A 14338-nucleotide genomic window follows, 5' to 3' on the forward strand; every position below is an offset into this window, starting at 1 on the left:
TTATCTCAGTATAGAAACCAAGTTATCTGATGACCCTCACGCTTGCCCTCGTCCAGATCCTGAACGGCCTGCAGTTCGGATTGATCCTGTTCCTGATCGCCGCCGGCCTCACGCTGGTGTTCGGCGTCATGGACTTCATCAATCTTGCGCATGGCGTGCAATACATGGTCGGCGCCTATCTGGTCGCCGCCTTCACCGCCATGACCGGAAGTTTCGTCGCCGGCCTCGCACTGGCGCTACCAGCAGCCCTGATTTTCGGGCTCCTGCTGGAGGTCCTGATCTTTCGGCACCTGTATGACCGGGACCATCTCGATCAGGTGCTCGCGACCTTTGGGGTCATCATCTTCCTCAATCAGGCCGTGAAATACATCTGGGGCGCTGCGCCGCTAAATGTTGCAATTCCTGACGCGCTGTCCGGCGCGGTCGAGATCACCGACGGCATGCTCTATCCGGTGTGGCGTCTCGTCATCATCGCCGTCGGTCTTGCTGTCGGCCTCGCGCTCTATCTCGTCGTCAATAAGACCAAGCTTGGCATGCTCGTGCGTGCCGGCGCCAGCAACGCTGCCATGGTCTCCGCGCTGGGCGTCAACATCCGCCTGCTGTTCACCATCGTGTTCGGCGTCGGCGCCATGCTTGCGGGCTTCGCCGGCGCCATGGTTGCACCGATCCTCTCGGTAGAGCCCGGCATGGGCGACAACGTGCTCATTCTTGCTTTCGTGGTGATCGTCATCGGCGGCATCGGCTCGATCCGCGGTGCCTTCATCGCGGCGCTGCTGATCGGTCTCGTCGATACGCTCGGACGTTTCTTCGCGCCCACGCTGCTCAAGCTGCTGCTCGATCCCTCGGCGGCCAGCCAGACCGGCCGCGCCATTGCGCCGATGCTGATCTATATCCTGATGGCTGCGGTGCTGTTCTTCCGGCCATCCGGCCTGTTCCCGTCCAAGCAGTAACGGGAGCAGACCATGAACAATCTCGTCGACCTCGACACCCCCGCTTCGCCTGCCCTCGCAACGCCGCTGCGTACCAGCCGCGCCTATGTGCTGCCGCTGATCGTTTTCGCGATCTTCGCCCTTGTGCCGCTCTCGGTGCTGTGGGGATCGCAGAGCTTCATTCTCGCGCTGGTTACTCGCATCATGATCCTGGCGCTGGCTGCCATGTCGCTCGATCTGCTGATCGGCTACGGCGCCATGATCTCGTTCGGCCATGCCGCCTATGTCGGCCTCGGCGCCTACAGCGTTGCGATCCTTGCCAGCCACGGCATCACCGACGGCTTCATCCAGCTTGCGGTGGCGCTCGGCGTCTCGCTCATCTTCGCTCTCTTCACAGGCGCGATCTCGCTGCGGACCAAGGGCGTCTATTTCATCATGATCACGCTGGCTTTCGGCCAGATGCTGTTCTTCCTCGGCACTTCGCTGGCTGCCTATGGCGGCGACGACGGGCTGACGCTGGCCTCGCGCAGCATGTTCTTCGGCTCCAAGTTCCTGAAGAACGACGTGGCGATGTATTATGTCGCCTTCGGCGTGCTGCTCGGCGCTTATCTGCTGCTCCGCGCTATCGTCGCGTCCCGCTTCGGTCGGGTGCTACGCGGCATTCGCGAGAATCCCGTACGCATGGAAGCGATCGGCTTTGCGCCGTATCGCTATCAGCTCACGGCCTATGTCATTGCCGGCATGATTGCTGGCGTGTCGGGCTTTTTGCTGGCCAACCAGACCGAGTTCGTCAGCCCTGCCTATACGGCCTGGCAGCGCTCTGGCGACCTGATCTTCGTACTCGTGCTCGGCGGTCTCGGCTCACTGCATGGCGCGATCATCGGCGCAGCCGTGTTCAGCCTGCTCGCAGATATCCTGTCGCATTACACGGAGAACTGGGCACTGATCTTCGGACCCATCCTCATTCTCGTCGTGCTCTATGCCCGCGGCGGCATTACCGGATTGTTCGGGAGCAAATCATGAGCAGCGCTCCGCTTCAGCTGCAGAACATCTGCAAGAACTACGGCGCCCTGCGTGTCACCGACGACGTGTCGCTGAATATCGAGGCCGGCGAATTGCACGCCATCATCGGCCCCAACGGCGCCGGCAAGACCACGCTGATCCACCAGATCTCCGGCCACGCGCAATCGGACTCCGGCCGCATTATCTTTGACGGCCAGGACGTCTCGCGTTTGCCAATGGCAGAGCGTGCGCGGATGGGCCTGGTGCGCTCGTTCCAGATCACCTCGATCCTGCCGCGCTTCTCGGCGCTGGAGAATGTCGCCATCGCCGTTCAGGCACGCAGCGGCTCGAGCTTCAGTTTCTTCGGCAATGCATCCAAGGAGCCGGCGCTGAACGACACCGCCATGGCCCTGCTGTCACGCTTCGGCCTCGCTGCTCGCGCAGGCGTGCCGGCCGGGCAGATGTCGCATGGCGAGAAACGCCAGCTCGAAATCGCCATTGCGCTAGCGGCGAAGCCGAAACTGCTGCTGCTCGACGAACCCCTCGCCGGCACCAGCCACGATGAATCGCAGCGGCTGATCAACACGCTACAGGAGCTGCGCAAGGAGCTTCCCATCATGCTGATCGAGCACGATATGGACGCCGTCTTCGCGCTGGCTGACCGGGTCTCGGTCCTGGTTTATGGCCGCATCATCGCGTCCGGTTCGCCGCAGAGCATTCGTGACAATGCGGAAGTGCGCGGCGCCTATCTCGGCGAGGAGGCCGCCTGATGCTCTCAGTCTCAAATCTCCAAGCGGCTTACGGCGCGGCCAAGGTCCTGTTCGATATCTCGCTCACCATCAATGCCGGCGAGGTCGTCACCCTGCTCGGCCGCAACGGCATGGGCAAGACGACCACCATCAACGCTATCATGGGCCTGATCCATCCAACCGGCGGCACCGTCACCTTCGACGACAAGCCGATGGCCGGGCTGCCGTCCTATCGCATCGCCCAGGCAGGCATCGGTCTCGTGCCCGAGGGCCGCCAGATCTTCCCGACGCTGACCGTCGAGGAAAACCTGGTTGCCACCGCCGCCGTCCGGCATCCGCCGGCGCGCTGGACGCTCGACAAGATCTACGAGCTGTTTCCGCGCCTCAAGGAACGTCGCAGCAATCTCGGCACGCAGTTGTCGGGCGGCGAGCAGCAGATGCTGGCCGTCGGCCGCGCGCTGATGACCAATCCGAAATTGCTCATTCTCGATGAGGCCACCGAAGGCCTCGCGCCGCTCATTCGACTTGAGATCTGGAATTGCCTGAAGAAGCTCAAGGCCGAGCGTCAGTCCATTCTGGTGATCGACAAGAATGTCGATGCGCTGGCCGGCTTCGCCGATCGCCACGTGGTCATCGAAAAGGGCCGTGTCGTGTGGACCGGCACATCCGAGCAGCTCAAGAACGACTCCACCGTGAAGGATCGTTTCCTCCACGTTTGATCAACTGTTTTCGAGTACCACCCGACGCGACGTAATGCGTGACCCAAGGAAGGACCAACCATGAAAATCGAGATCGCCGGCATCACCCGCGCCAATGAAGGCATGCAGGGCATCACCTGGAACATCCTCGGCCAGACATATGTGCCCAAGAACTGCACCGAGGATTCGTTCTCGTGGCACGCCACCTTCCCGCCCGGCACCTTCGTGCCGCCGCACATCCATCCTGACCAGGATGAGTATCTCTACATTCTCGAAGGCAAGCTCGACTTCTTCCTCGGCGGCTCTGAAACGTCAGCTACGCCGGGCGATCTCGTGCGCCTGCAGCGCGGCATTCCGCACGGCATCTTCAACAAGTCCGATCAGAACGCCAAAGTGCTGTTCTGGGTTTCGCCGAGCCGCCGGCTCTATGACCTGTTCTGGGCGATCCACAACATGAAAGAACAGAAGCCCGAGGACGTTGTGGCGCTCGCTGCCGAATACAACATCCACTTCCTGCCGCCGCCTCCCGGGGCGTGAGGCGCGGCGCTTTTAGCTTCAGACATCAACGCAAAATGGCCGGGCAAAGAGCCCGGCCATTTTCGTATCAACTTGATCGCGCGTTTAGCGGTTGGATCAGCCGTTCACCACCGCAAGCCCGGGCTGCGCCGCAAAGCCAGCCTTGTGCGCATAACCCTTCACGATAGCTTCGCGCTGGGCGTAGCTCAGGACGTTCTCGACATTGTCGAAGCCATCCGGCGCAATCTGCTCGACGGCATCGATCACGCCCTCCGGGCCACCGCGACGGTTGGAGCGCACGATCTCGGCCGTCATCGGCAGGCGCTTGCGCTCATAGGCCATCAGCGCCTGGCGCGGATGTTCGGCATGGGCCAGCGAGTCAGCCAGCGCGCGCGCATCGAGGATAGCCTGGGAGGCGCCGTTGGAGCCGACCGGATACATCGGATGCGCAGCGTCACCAAGCAGCGTGACGCGGCCGCCCGACCAGTACGGCAGCGGGTCGCGGTCGCAGCAGGGATATTCCCAGAATTCCGGGGTCGCCGTGATCAGCGCCGGCACGTCGATGTGCGGCACATTGAAACGCGCCACATGCGGCATCAATTCGTCACGCTTGCCGGGACGTGACCAGTCCTCGCGGCGCGGCGGCAGCGTGCCACCCTCGCCGGTCTTCACCAGCACGGCCCAGTTGGTCAGCCGGTTGCCCGGCGTCTCACCTTCGGCAATCGGATAGATCACGACCTTGGCGTGGAGACCGCCGGCGACGATCATCGAGTTGCCGGTGAGGAAAGCCGGCCAGTCGCGCGCACCGCGCCACAGCATCAGGCCGTTCCAGACCGGATGTCCTTCGTTCGGGAACAGCGTGCTCCGAACCTTGGAGTGGATGCCGTCGGCGCCGATCAGGATGTCGCCGCGCGCGGTTTCGACATGGTTGTTATTGCGATCGAAGAAATAGGCGGTGACGCCACCTTCGTCTTGCGTGAAGTGACCGAGCCGACGACCGGTGTGGATCGCTTCAGGTCCAAGGCGCTCTTCGACAGCGCGATGGATCACGGTCTGCAGACGTCCGCGGTGGATCGAGAATTGCGGCACGTCATGACCAGCGCCGTAGCCGCGCTTCTCGCGCCAGACTTCCTGACCGTGGCGATTGAGATAATGCAATTCATCGGTGCGGATCGCGACCGCATCGAGCCGATCGAGCAGGCCGAGACCGGTGAGTTCGCGGATCGCGTGCGGCAGCGTGTTGATGCCAACGCCGAGTTCGCGGATGGTGTCAGCCTGTTCGTAGAGCTCGCAATTGATGCCCCGCGCCCGCAGCATCAAGGCGGTGGTCAAACCGCCGACTCCGCCACCCACGATGATTGCTTTCATCAGACCAACTCCACTCGATACAATGCCGTAGGATGGGTAGAGCCCTTGCGAAACCCATCAACGATACGCGCCGCAGTCATGGGTTTCGCTTCGCTCTACCCATCCTACGATTGTGATCAATAAACTCGCATGCCCAGTCATTCAGCTGCAAGTGGCTTTGCCGCCTCCGCACGCATCTCGGCGCGGGTCTTCGGCTTAGCCTTAATTTTCAGGTCTTCGAAATCCTGCTTGTCCCTGACGCTGTTGCGGAAAATCTGATCCTTGCCGGGCATATATTGTGGCGGGCAATAGGCGTCCTTTGCACCATACCAGGCAGCCGCCTTGATGGTGAAGGACGGGTCAGTCAGGTGCGGACGGCCGAGCGCGACGAGGTCCGCACGGCCGGCGGCCAGGATCGTATTGACCTGATCGGCGGAGGTGATGTTGCCGACGCACATGGTGGCGACGCGGGCCTCATTGCGGACCTGATCCGAGAACGGCGTCTGGAACATGCGGCCGTAGATCGGACGCGACTCCTTGACGGTTTGGCCTGTCGAGATATCGGCGAGATCGACACCGGCTTCGGCGAAGGCGCGGGCGATCTGCACCGCATCGTCACCGGTGTTGCCACCCTCGGCCCAGTCGGTCGCCGAGAAGCGAACCGACATCGGCTTGTGCGCCGGCCATGCCGCGCGCATGGCCTCGAACACTTCGAGGGGGAAGCGCAGCCGGTTCTCAAGGGAGCCGCCATATTCATCGGTGCGCTTGTTGGTCAGCGGCGACAGGAAACTCGCCAGCAGATAGCCGTGCGCCGTGTGCATCTCGAGCATGTCGAAGCCACAGCGATCACCGCGGATCGTCGCTGCCACGAACTCTGACTTGACGCGATCCATGGCCGCACGGTCGATCTCCGCGGGCACCTGACTATCCGGATAATACGGCAGCGGCGACGCCGACACGATGTCCCAAGCGCCATCGGCGAGCGGGCGGTCCATGCCGTCCCACATCAGTTTGGTCGCGCCCTTGCGGCCGGCATGACCGAGCTGCAGGCAGATCTTGGCGGCGGACGTGTTGCGCACGAAATCGACAATACGCTTCCACTGCGCTTCCTGCTCGTCGGTCCACAGACCTGCGCAGCCGGGCGTGATGCGTGCGTCACGGCCAACACAGACCATTTCGGTGAAGACGAGACCGGCGCCGCCGATGGCGCGCGAGCCGTAATGCACCAGATGGAAATCGTTCGGCACGCCCTCTTCCGCTGAATACATGCACATCGGCGAGACGACCGCGCGGTTCGCCAGCACCATATCCCGCATCTTGAACGGCTGGAACATCGGCACTTCCGGCTTATCGACATCAACGTCGAAGCCCTGCGCCTGCACCTTCTGCGCAAACGACTTGTCGACTTCCTTGACGAAGTCCGGCGCGCGCAGCGTCAGGTTATCGTAGGTAATCGCCTTGGCACGGGTCATGACGCCAAAGGCGAACTGCACGGGGTCGAAATCCCAGAAGCGATCCACATGCTCGAACCAGACCAGCGACACATCCGCTGAATGCTGGATCTTCTCGACCTCCTCGCGGCGACCGTGTTCGTAGTCGTGCAACCCGGCCTCAACAGTAGGCGCCTTCGCCATTGCATCATGCAATGCGATGGCATCTTCCATGGCGAGCTTGGTGCCCGAACCGATGGAGAAATGCGCAGTCGCCTTGGCGTCGCCAAGCAGCACCATGTTGTCCTTGACCCAGCGCTTGTTGCGGATCATCGGAAAGTTGCGCCACATCGAACGGTTGATCAGCAGCTTGTGGTCGCCGAGGAAGTCCTTGAAAATATCGTGCATCCGATCGGCGGAGTCCTGCTCACCAAGGCCTTCGAGGCCGGCGCGCCTGAAGGTCTCCGGATCGGTCTCGAAGATCCAGGTCGAGCGGCCAGCCTCATACTGATAGGCGTGCGCAATGAACGGCCCCCACTCGGTTTCCTGGAACAGGAAGGTGAAAGCATCGAGCGGCTTGGTCGAGCCCATCCAGGTGAACTTGTTCGACCGAAGATCCACTTCCGGCGCGAAGTGCTCGATATATTTGTTGCGGAAGTGGCTATTGATACCATCGGCCAGCACGATCAGATCTGCATCCGCGAAACGTGCTTCGTCGGTGATATCGACCTCGAACAGCAGATGGACGCCAAGTTCACGTGCCCGGTCCTGCAGGATCATCAGCAGCGTACGGCGCGAACAGCCGCAGAAGCCGTTGCCGCCGACGCGGTGGACAGTGCCGCGGAAGTGCACGGCGATATCGTCCCAGTAAGCGAATTCCTGGGTGATGCGCTGATAGCTGGGAAGATCGTATTTCTCGAAATTATCGAGGGTGGCGTCGGAGAACACCACACCGAAACCGAAGGTATCGTCAGGGCGGTTGCGCTCATAGACCGTGATCTCCGCCTGCGGCCGCTGCTTCTTCAGCAGGATCGCAGAATAGAGGCCCGCCGGCCCGCCACCGATAATCGCGATCTTCATGACAGCCTCCGCAGTCGTGCCTGGATGGAGATATTTTAAACCTAAAACAATTCCTGGCAAGCCTGACAAACCGGCAATTCGCCAGCTTTGATGCACATCAAATTATCATCGTGACCAGCGCGCTCATGGTCGATCCCGCATATTGAGGGTCTCAATTACCCTCGAACTTCGGCTTCTGCTTGTTCGCGAAGGCATGGAACGCCCGGGCGAAATCCTCCGTGGTCATGCACAGTGCCTGCGCCACCGCCTCGGCTTCGATCGCCTCTTCCACCGACATCGCCCACTCCATCGACAGCATGCGCTTGGTCATGGTGTTGGCATAGGTCGGGCCTTCGGAAATCTGCCTGGCCAGTGTCTGCGCCTGGCTCAGCACCTCTGCAGGCGCGACGATGCGGCTGAAGAAGCCCCAGCGCTCTCCCTCCTCGGCGCTCATGAAACGGCCGGTGTAGAGCAGCTCCGAGGCGCGGGACTGGCCGATGATGCGCGGCAGGATCGCGCAGGCGCCCATATCGCAGCCGGCGAGACCTACCTTGTTGAACAGGAAACCGACCTTGGCGCCGGTCGCCGCCAAACGCATGTCGGAAGCCATCGCCATGATCGCGCCGGCACCAGCGCAGATGCCTTCCACGGCCGCCACGATCGGCTGCGGGCAGGCGCGCATCGCCTTGACCAGATCGCCGGTCATGCGCGTGAAGGCGGTGAGATCCTTGGTATTCATCTCGATCAAGGGGCCGATGATTTCAAACACGTCGCCGCCCGACGAGAAATTGCCGCCGGCACCGGTGACGACCACGACCTTGACGTTGTCATCCATCGCACAGGCGCGGAAGAAATCCGTCAGTTCGCGGTAGCTCTGGAAGGTCAGCGGATTTTTGCGTTCCGGCCTGTTCAGCGTCACCGTCGCGATGCCATCGGCCACCGCCAGCAGGAAATGCTCAGGCTTGAACTCGGCCAGCGGCAGCGTGACGGGATTGGCGACCTTGTTCTTGACCATGACTGACATATTGGCTCCCGGTAATTTGTTCGGTTCTTGTTGTTGCGGTTCGATCAGACTTCGCCGCCAGCGACGGCGATGCTCTGGCCGGTGATGGAACTGGCGCCAGTGCCGCACAGCCACAACACAGCATCGGCGACCTCGCCGGGCGTCACCAGACGGCCCTGCGGATTGTGCTTCGCCAATTCGGCAACAGCTTGTTCGCGCGTACGGCCGGTCTTGCTCATGATGTTGTCGATGCTGCCTTCCAGCAGATCGGTTTCGGTAAAGCCTGGGCACACTGCGTTGACGGTGACACCGCTTTTCGCGACTTCCAGCGCCACCGAGCGCACGAGGCCGATGACAGCATGTTTCGCAGCGCTATAGGCGCTGACATAGCCATAGCCCTTGAGGCCAGCCGTCGAAGCCACCGCAACGATGCGGCCGCTCTTGCGCTTGACCATATCCGGCAGCACAGCCTGCGTTGCATAGACGACGCCCATGAAATTAACGTCCATCATGCGCTGGAACAGTGCTGCATCCGATTTCACGAATGGCGCGGACTCCGCAGCACCCGCATTCGCCACCAGAATATCGATCGGCTGGCGTTTCGCGGCATCCGCAATCGCGGCATTCAGCGCGGCTTGATCGGACACGTCGGCGGCCATCGCATGGTGCGCGTCATCAGCGGCAACGACCTCGTTCAGCACTGCAAGATTGCGACCCAGGATGGTGACGGTCGCGCCGGCCTGCACCAACGATGCTGCAATGGCGCGGCCGATGCCGCGGCCGCCGCCGGTCACCAGAGCGTGGGGGGAGCGAGACAATCCGGACATGCGTCACCTTCCGCAGGCTCTCCATGAGCCGGCCTGGATATTATTTTATACTTCAAGCTTTTGCAAGAAACAGGCAGGCCATGCTGCTAGCGGCTGCGGCGGAGCGTATCCGACGGGCTCTCGCCGTAGCGGGCGCGGTAGAAGCTGGCCATCCGGCTCGGATGGGTAAAGCCAAGATCGAAGGCCATATCAATAACGCGCTGGCCCGGCGCGGCCCGCAGCAGTCGTGCATTCAAATGCGTCAGCCGGATATCGAGCAGCGCATCGGAAATCGACATGCCGAAATGCTTCTGAAAGCCGAGCTGCAGCGAACGTATCCCGATGCCAGCTGCGCGCGAGAGCCGATCGAGATCGAGCGGCTCGGTGGCATGAGCCTCAAGATAGTCCCGTGCCTTTCTCAGCACTGACGGGAGCGGACCAAGGCGCGCGAGGGTGCGATCGATGGTGTCGGTGAGCGTATGTCGCTGACCGGTCAGCAGCAGTCCAATCACGGAGTCACGCAGGGTCGCCGCCATCATTGGCGAGATCTGCTGCCCCGGCCCACGATGCTCCGCGAGATCGACCAGATATTCGATCTGGGACCGGATCGCGAGACCGAACGGCGTATTGAGGTCGACCTCCGGATCAAACTCGATGACCGCTCCGGATTTCTCCGCCAGCGCCGCCGCGCGCTCCTCGACGAGCCGTCGTTCGACCAGCAGGATCAATTTTGCGCAATCGTCCTGCCAGACCATCTTTGTAGGCATTGTGGGCGAGAGCAAGGAAGCGACACGCCCTGCAGATACCTCGATCGTCCGGCCACCCGTACTGATCCGGGCACCGCCATGCATCGGGATCTGCAGCAGGAAGAAGCGATCGAGACAGCCGGGATCGATGGAGACCGCACCGCCATAGGAGACATAGTTCACGGAGAAGCCATCGAACGCGGCACAGTTATGGAGCGCATGAAAATCCGGCCAGGAGCGCTGCAAGGGGTCCAGCGCATGCGGACAGAAGATGCGCCCGATCGAGTCGGCAGCTTCGTCGATATCCCTGGTGAAGACGCGGGAGAACGCCGCAAGCCTTGCGGCGCGGGCCGGCTGGGCATTCCCTGATACGGCTGCGTCCAACACCATGGTCCGATCGCCTGCGTTATTTGAAGCCTAGACTATCCATGTCCCGTCACGCCGCATAGTCGGCGCCCCGCCGCAAATATTGCCGTGCTGCACAACGAATGCGCAGGCCGGCGTCTTCCAAACATGAGTGTGCAGCGCAGCGTACGCGCGCCCCGCCTGCGCCGGTAATTATTTCGTCGTTTGGATAGCGGATTCGTTCAACGGCTAGAGACAGACCCCGAGGTCACGCAGCATCCTTGCAGACGTGAAACCCAAGGGAGCAGGACCATGGCGGCACTTGAAAAAGGCATTACCCAGAACGGCACCGGATATAACGGCACCACGTGGAATATCCTTGGACAGGTCTATTTCCCGAAGGCCGTGACCGACTCCACCTTTGCCTTCGAGACCAACAGCGATCCTGGCCAGTTCGTGCCGGTGCATATCCATCCGACCCAGGAAGAATTCATCCTAGTGCAGGAGGGTATTCTCGACCTCAAGCTCGACGGCCAGTGGGTCCGCGCCCATACCGGCGATCTGGTCCGCCTGCCCCGCGGCATTCCGCATGGCTATTTCAACAAATCGGACAAACCGGCCCGCGCGCTGTTCTGGGTCTCGCCGACACAGAAGCTCGAAGCCTTGTTCAGGCAATTGCACAATATGAGCGACATCGAAGCCATCGTGCGGGTCTCCGCTGAGCATGAAGTGAACTTCCTGCCACCGGAAGCCAACGACTAGGCGTCAACAGCCGAACCCAGTTTTTTTTGCATCGCGGACGTTCCGCGCAGACACCCGTCTGCGCGCGAACCCGCACGTCCGCGATCCAACGCCGCATTCAGACAGGAGACGAGCCATGGTCAGACAGAAGAATGTTTGCGTCATCGGCGCCGGCATTGCCGGCCTTGCCGCCGCGAAATCCTTCACAGCACGCGGGCACAAGGTCACGGTGCTGGAGCGCAGCGGCGACCTCGGCGGCGTCTGGGAGCCAGCCCGCTCTTATCCAGAGGTGCAGACCCAGAGTCCCAAGGAACTCTATCGCTTCACCGACAAGCCGATGCCGGCGAGCTATCCGGAATGGCCCAAGGGGCCGCAGGTCCATGCCTATCTCACAGATTATGCACGCGACTACAATCTGATCCCGCTGATGCGTTTCAACACGACCGTCGTGAGCATGAAACGCCGCGATGATAGACTCCCCGGCTGGACGCTTGAGACACGCGATGCGACTGGCAACACCGCGCAGGAAACATTCGATTTCGTGGCGGTCTGCACCGGGCAATTCAACGAGCGCAAGGAACTGCATCATCCCGGCGAAGACGCGTTCAAGGCCGCCGGCGGCGTGATCCTGCATTCGGCCGAGCACACGGATTCATCCATCGTCAAAGGCAAGAAGGTCATCGTGCTGGGCGGCTCGAAATCGGCCACCGATATCGCCGTGCATTCGGTCAATGCCGGCGCCAGCGCCGTTACCTTCGTCTATCGCGAGCCGGTCTGGCGCATTCCCTATTTCATCGGCGGCCTGATCAACTTCAAGCGCATCCTCTATATTCGCGCGCAGGAGGAGATGTTTCGGGGCTGGGGCCTGAGCGCGCTCTCGCGACTCAATCACGCCATTGCCAAGCCATTTATCTGGGCCAACTGGCGCGGGCTGGAGGCCATGTTGAAGACCCAGCTCAAGCTCAAGAAATGCGACATGGTGCCGGAAGGACGCATCGAGGACGGCATCAACTGCTCGGTGCCGATCGCCACGCCGAACTTCTTCCCGATGGTCGCTGATGGACGCATCAAGGCGGTCCGTGGCACCTTCGATCACTATGACGGCAAGACCATCGTGATGTCATCAGGCCAGCGCGTCGAAGCTGACGTTGCTGTGCTGGCAATCGGCTTCACACTCGGCGTGCCATTCCTGCCGCAGCAATATCGCGACAAACTCATCCAGGATGACGGTCAGTATCGGCTGTATCGCGTCATCGCCAATCCGGATTTGCCGGACATGGGATTTGTCGGTTTCAATTCCAGCTTCTGCTCGGTGCTGACGGCGGAAATGGCCGCCAACTGGCTGGTGCGCTATGCCGACGGCAAGCTGGCGAAGCAGCCGACGGCAGCCGAGATGCATCGGAACATGGACGAGATGCTGCATTTCAAGCGCGTTGAGCGTCCGGCCGCCGGTGTCTATGGCGGACTGTGTGTGGCACCCTATCACTTCAAGCATTTCGACGAACTGCTCGACGACATGGGCGCCACCAGCAAACGGCGCAGCGCGCTGGTGGAGAAGTTCACGCCGCCGGATGCGGACGCCTATGCGCGGTTTCTTGCGTCGGCTCCGAACTACAAAGCGGAGGCGACTGCCGCGTGATCGTCAGGCGAGCCGTGATCGGCTCGCCTCATCAGCTCACTGTGCCTGGGCAGCCTTGATCAGCTCGCGACCGATGATGACCTTCTGGACTTCGGTTGCGCCTTCATAGATGCGCAGCGCGCGGATCTCGCGATAGAGTTCCTCGACCTTGACGCCAGACTGCACGCCGAGACCGCCGAAAATCTGCACAGCACGGTCGATCACTGTCTGTGCCGCTTCGGTCGCGAACATCTTGGCCATGGCGGCTTCACGCGTGATGCGCGCCGCGCCCTGATCCTTGGTCCAGGCCGATCGATAGACCAGCAGCGCCGATGCATCGATCGACGTCGCCATCTCGGCAAGGCCGGCCTGAGTGAGTTGCAGATCACCGAGCGTATGGCCGAACATTTTTCGCGTCACCGAGCGATGCAGTGCTTCGTCGAGCGCGCGTCGTGCGAGGCCGAGCGCGGCTGCGCCTACCGTCGAGCGGAACACATCGAGCGTCGCCATCGCCACCTTGAAGCCCTCGCCGTCCTTGCCGATACGGTTCGCCAGAGGCACGCGGCAATCCTCGAATTTCAACGTGGCCAGCGGATGCGGCGCGATCACATCGATCCGCTCCGCAATCGTGAAGCCGGGCGTGTCCGCATCGACGACGAATGCGCTGATGCCGCGCGCGCCGGATTCACCGGTACGCAGGAACACGACATACTGGTCGGCAATGCCGCCATTGGAGATCCAGGTCTTGAGGCCATTAATGCGGACATGATCCGGACCATCAGACATCGCCGTCGTCGTCATCGCAGCGACATCCGAACCTGCATCGGGCTCTGACAATGCGAAAGCTGCAATGGCCTCACCGCTGGCGACGCGCGGCAGATAGCGCGACTTCAATGCTTCCGAACCGAACAGGCTGATCGGGCCGGTGCCGAGTCCCTGCATCGCAAACGCGAAGTCGGCGAGACCGCTCTCATAGGCCAGCGTTTCGCGGATCAGACACAGCGAGCGCACATCGAAAGTCGGATACAATCCACCGTGGCTCGCCGGCACTGCCGCGCGCAACCATCCTCCATCACCAAGCGCCTTCACCAGACGTTTGCAGGAGCCATCGACGTCATGATGATCGACCAGACCGGGCAATGTCGCCTTGGCCCAGCGCGACAGGCCGGTGGCCAGTTCGCGGTGATGGTCCTCGAAAAACGGCCAGGACAAAAATGACTGATCGGACATGGCTTCCTCCCTCGATGCATCGGCAATCGACATTGTTTTAAACCTAAAGAAATTCCGGACAAGGGCGATGGCCGGACATCACAACATCGCCAAGCGGCAGGCGCATGGTCCATCACTCG

13 protein-coding genes are annotated in these 14338 nt (G+C 61.6%); 7 read left to right on the forward strand and 6 right to left on the reverse strand.

Annotated elements, in window-relative coordinates; all coding sequences use genetic code 11:
* The first annotated feature begins 29 nt into the window (after nucleotides 1-29).
* Genes AB7951_RS19265 through AB7951_RS19285 form a run of 5 tightly spaced genes read left to right on the forward strand, consistent with a single transcriptional unit; the run spans nucleotide 30 to nucleotide 3915 of the window.
* On the forward strand, nucleotides 30-950 hold the full coding sequence (locus AB7951_RS19265; RefSeq protein WP_089267415.1) for a branched-chain amino acid ABC transporter permease: 921 nt from the start codon (nucleotides 30-32) through the stop codon (nucleotides 948-950).
* A 12-nt stretch (nucleotides 951-962) separates the two neighbouring features.
* A complete protein-coding gene (locus AB7951_RS19270; RefSeq protein ID WP_120288984.1) occupies nucleotides 963-1952 on the forward strand; it encodes a branched-chain amino acid ABC transporter permease in 990 nt (329 codons plus the stop codon).
* Nucleotides 1949-2701, forward strand: a complete 753-nt coding sequence (locus AB7951_RS19275) for an ABC transporter ATP-binding protein (RefSeq protein WP_120288983.1) — start codon at nucleotides 1949-1951, stop codon at nucleotides 2699-2701. Before AB7951_RS19270 ends, AB7951_RS19275 begins: the two co-directional genes overlap by 4 nt.
* On the forward strand, nucleotides 2701-3399 hold the full coding sequence (locus AB7951_RS19280; protein WP_120288982.1) for a branched-chain amino acid ABC transporter ATP-binding protein: 699 nt from the start codon (nucleotides 2701-2703) through the stop codon (nucleotides 3397-3399). Before AB7951_RS19275 ends, AB7951_RS19280 begins: the two co-directional genes overlap by 1 nt.
* A 60-nt stretch (nucleotides 3400-3459) precedes the next feature.
* Nucleotides 3460-3915, forward strand: a complete 456-nt coding sequence (locus AB7951_RS19285) for a cupin domain-containing protein (protein ID WP_441256026.1) — start codon at nucleotides 3460-3462, stop codon at nucleotides 3913-3915.
* A 96-nt stretch (nucleotides 3916-4011) separates the two neighbouring features.
* Here AB7951_RS19285 and AB7951_RS19290 read toward each other — a convergent pair whose 3' ends face one another.
* The 5 genes from AB7951_RS19290 to AB7951_RS19310 form a co-directional block, all read right to left on the reverse strand.
* Complete coding sequence (locus AB7951_RS19290; RefSeq protein WP_120288981.1) at nucleotides 4012-5262, reverse strand: flavin-dependent oxidoreductase; 1251 nt, start codon at nucleotides 5260-5262, stop codon at nucleotides 4012-4014.
* Nucleotides 5263-5399: 137 nt separating this feature from the next.
* Nucleotides 5400-7751: a bifunctional salicylyl-CoA 5-hydroxylase/oxidoreductase gene (locus AB7951_RS19295; RefSeq protein WP_120288980.1), complete on the reverse strand. Its 2352-nt coding sequence runs from the start codon at nucleotides 7749-7751 to the stop codon at nucleotides 5400-5402.
* 151 nt (nucleotides 7752-7902) lie between these two features.
* On the reverse strand, nucleotides 7903-8745 hold the full coding sequence (locus AB7951_RS19300; RefSeq protein ID WP_120288979.1) for an enoyl-CoA hydratase family protein: 843 nt from the start codon (nucleotides 8743-8745) through the stop codon (nucleotides 7903-7905).
* Nucleotides 8746-8798: 53 nt separating this feature from the next.
* Complete coding sequence (locus AB7951_RS19305; RefSeq protein WP_120288978.1) at nucleotides 8799-9560, reverse strand: SDR family oxidoreductase; 762 nt, start codon at nucleotides 9558-9560, stop codon at nucleotides 8799-8801.
* Between the two features lie 86 nt (nucleotides 9561-9646).
* Nucleotides 9647-10675, reverse strand: a complete 1029-nt coding sequence (locus tag AB7951_RS19310; protein ID WP_120288977.1) for an AraC family transcriptional regulator — start codon at nucleotides 10673-10675, stop codon at nucleotides 9647-9649.
* Nucleotides 10676-10942: 267 nt separating this feature from the next.
* Between AB7951_RS19310 and AB7951_RS19315 the strand changes: the two genes are divergently transcribed.
* Together AB7951_RS19315 and AB7951_RS19320 are read left to right on the forward strand one after the other, a co-directional pair.
* Complete coding sequence (locus AB7951_RS19315) at nucleotides 10943-11392, forward strand: cupin domain-containing protein (protein ID WP_120288976.1); 450 nt, start codon at nucleotides 10943-10945, stop codon at nucleotides 11390-11392.
* Between the two features lie 115 nt (nucleotides 11393-11507).
* Nucleotides 11508-13010, forward strand: coding sequence for a flavin-containing monooxygenase (locus AB7951_RS19320; RefSeq protein ID WP_120288975.1), 1503 nt, complete (start codon nucleotides 11508-11510; stop codon nucleotides 13008-13010).
* Between the two features lie 36 nt (nucleotides 13011-13046).
* Here AB7951_RS19320 and AB7951_RS19325 read toward each other — a convergent pair whose 3' ends face one another.
* Nucleotides 13047-14219 (reverse strand): acyl-CoA dehydrogenase family protein, encoded by a 1173-nt coding sequence (locus tag AB7951_RS19325; RefSeq protein WP_439062624.1) that lies wholly within the window; start codon nucleotides 14217-14219, stop codon nucleotides 13047-13049.
* Nucleotides 14220-14338 lie beyond the last annotated feature (119 nt).

Origin of the sequence: Tardiphaga sp. 285_C5_N1_2, assembly GCF_052076065.1 — a bacterium.
GTDB lineage: Bacteria > Pseudomonadota > Alphaproteobacteria > Rhizobiales > Xanthobacteraceae > Tardiphaga > Tardiphaga robiniae.

What these genes read in the sequence shown, in the direction of transcription:
- AB7951_RS19265 (WP_089267415.1), top strand. Translation starts at nt 30, where the DNA reads ATGACCCTCACGCTTGCCCTCGTCCAGATCCTGAACGGCCTGCAGTTC.
- AB7951_RS19270 (WP_120288984.1), top strand. Translation starts at nt 963, where the DNA reads ATGAACAATCTCGTCGACCTCGACACCCCCGCTTCGCCTGCCCTCGCA.
- AB7951_RS19275 (WP_120288983.1), top strand. Translation starts at nt 1,949, where the DNA reads ATGAGCAGCGCTCCGCTTCAGCTGCAGAACATCTGCAAGAACTACGGC.
- AB7951_RS19280 (WP_120288982.1), top strand. Translation starts at nt 2,701, where the DNA reads ATGCTCTCAGTCTCAAATCTCCAAGCGGCTTACGGCGCGGCCAAGGTC.
- AB7951_RS19285 (WP_441256026.1), top strand. Translation starts at nt 3,460, where the DNA reads ATGAAAATCGAGATCGCCGGCATCACCCGCGCCAATGAAGGCATGCAG.
- AB7951_RS19290 (WP_120288981.1), bottom strand. Translation starts at nt 5,262, where the DNA reads ATGAAAGCAATCATCGTGGGTGGCGGAGTCGGCGGTTTGACCACCGCC.
- AB7951_RS19295 (WP_120288980.1), bottom strand. Translation starts at nt 7,751, where the DNA reads ATGAAGATCGCGATTATCGGTGGCGGGCCGGCGGGCCTCTATTCTGCG.
- AB7951_RS19300 (WP_120288979.1), bottom strand. Translation starts at nt 8,745, where the DNA reads ATGGTCAAGAACAAGGTCGCCAATCCCGTCACGCTGCCGCTGGCCGAG.
- AB7951_RS19305 (WP_120288978.1), bottom strand. Translation starts at nt 9,560, where the DNA reads ATGTCCGGATTGTCTCGCTCCCCCCACGCTCTGGTGACCGGCGGCGGC.
- AB7951_RS19310 (WP_120288977.1), bottom strand. Translation starts at nt 10,675, where the DNA reads ATGGTGTTGGACGCAGCCGTATCAGGGAATGCCCAGCCGGCCCGCGCC.
- AB7951_RS19315 (WP_120288976.1), top strand. Translation starts at nt 10,943, where the DNA reads ATGGCGGCACTTGAAAAAGGCATTACCCAGAACGGCACCGGATATAAC.
- AB7951_RS19320 (WP_120288975.1), top strand. Translation starts at nt 11,508, where the DNA reads ATGGTCAGACAGAAGAATGTTTGCGTCATCGGCGCCGGCATTGCCGGC.
- AB7951_RS19325 (WP_439062624.1), bottom strand. Translation starts at nt 14,219, where the DNA reads ATGTCCGATCAGTCATTTTTGTCCTGGCCGTTTTTCGAGGACCATCAC.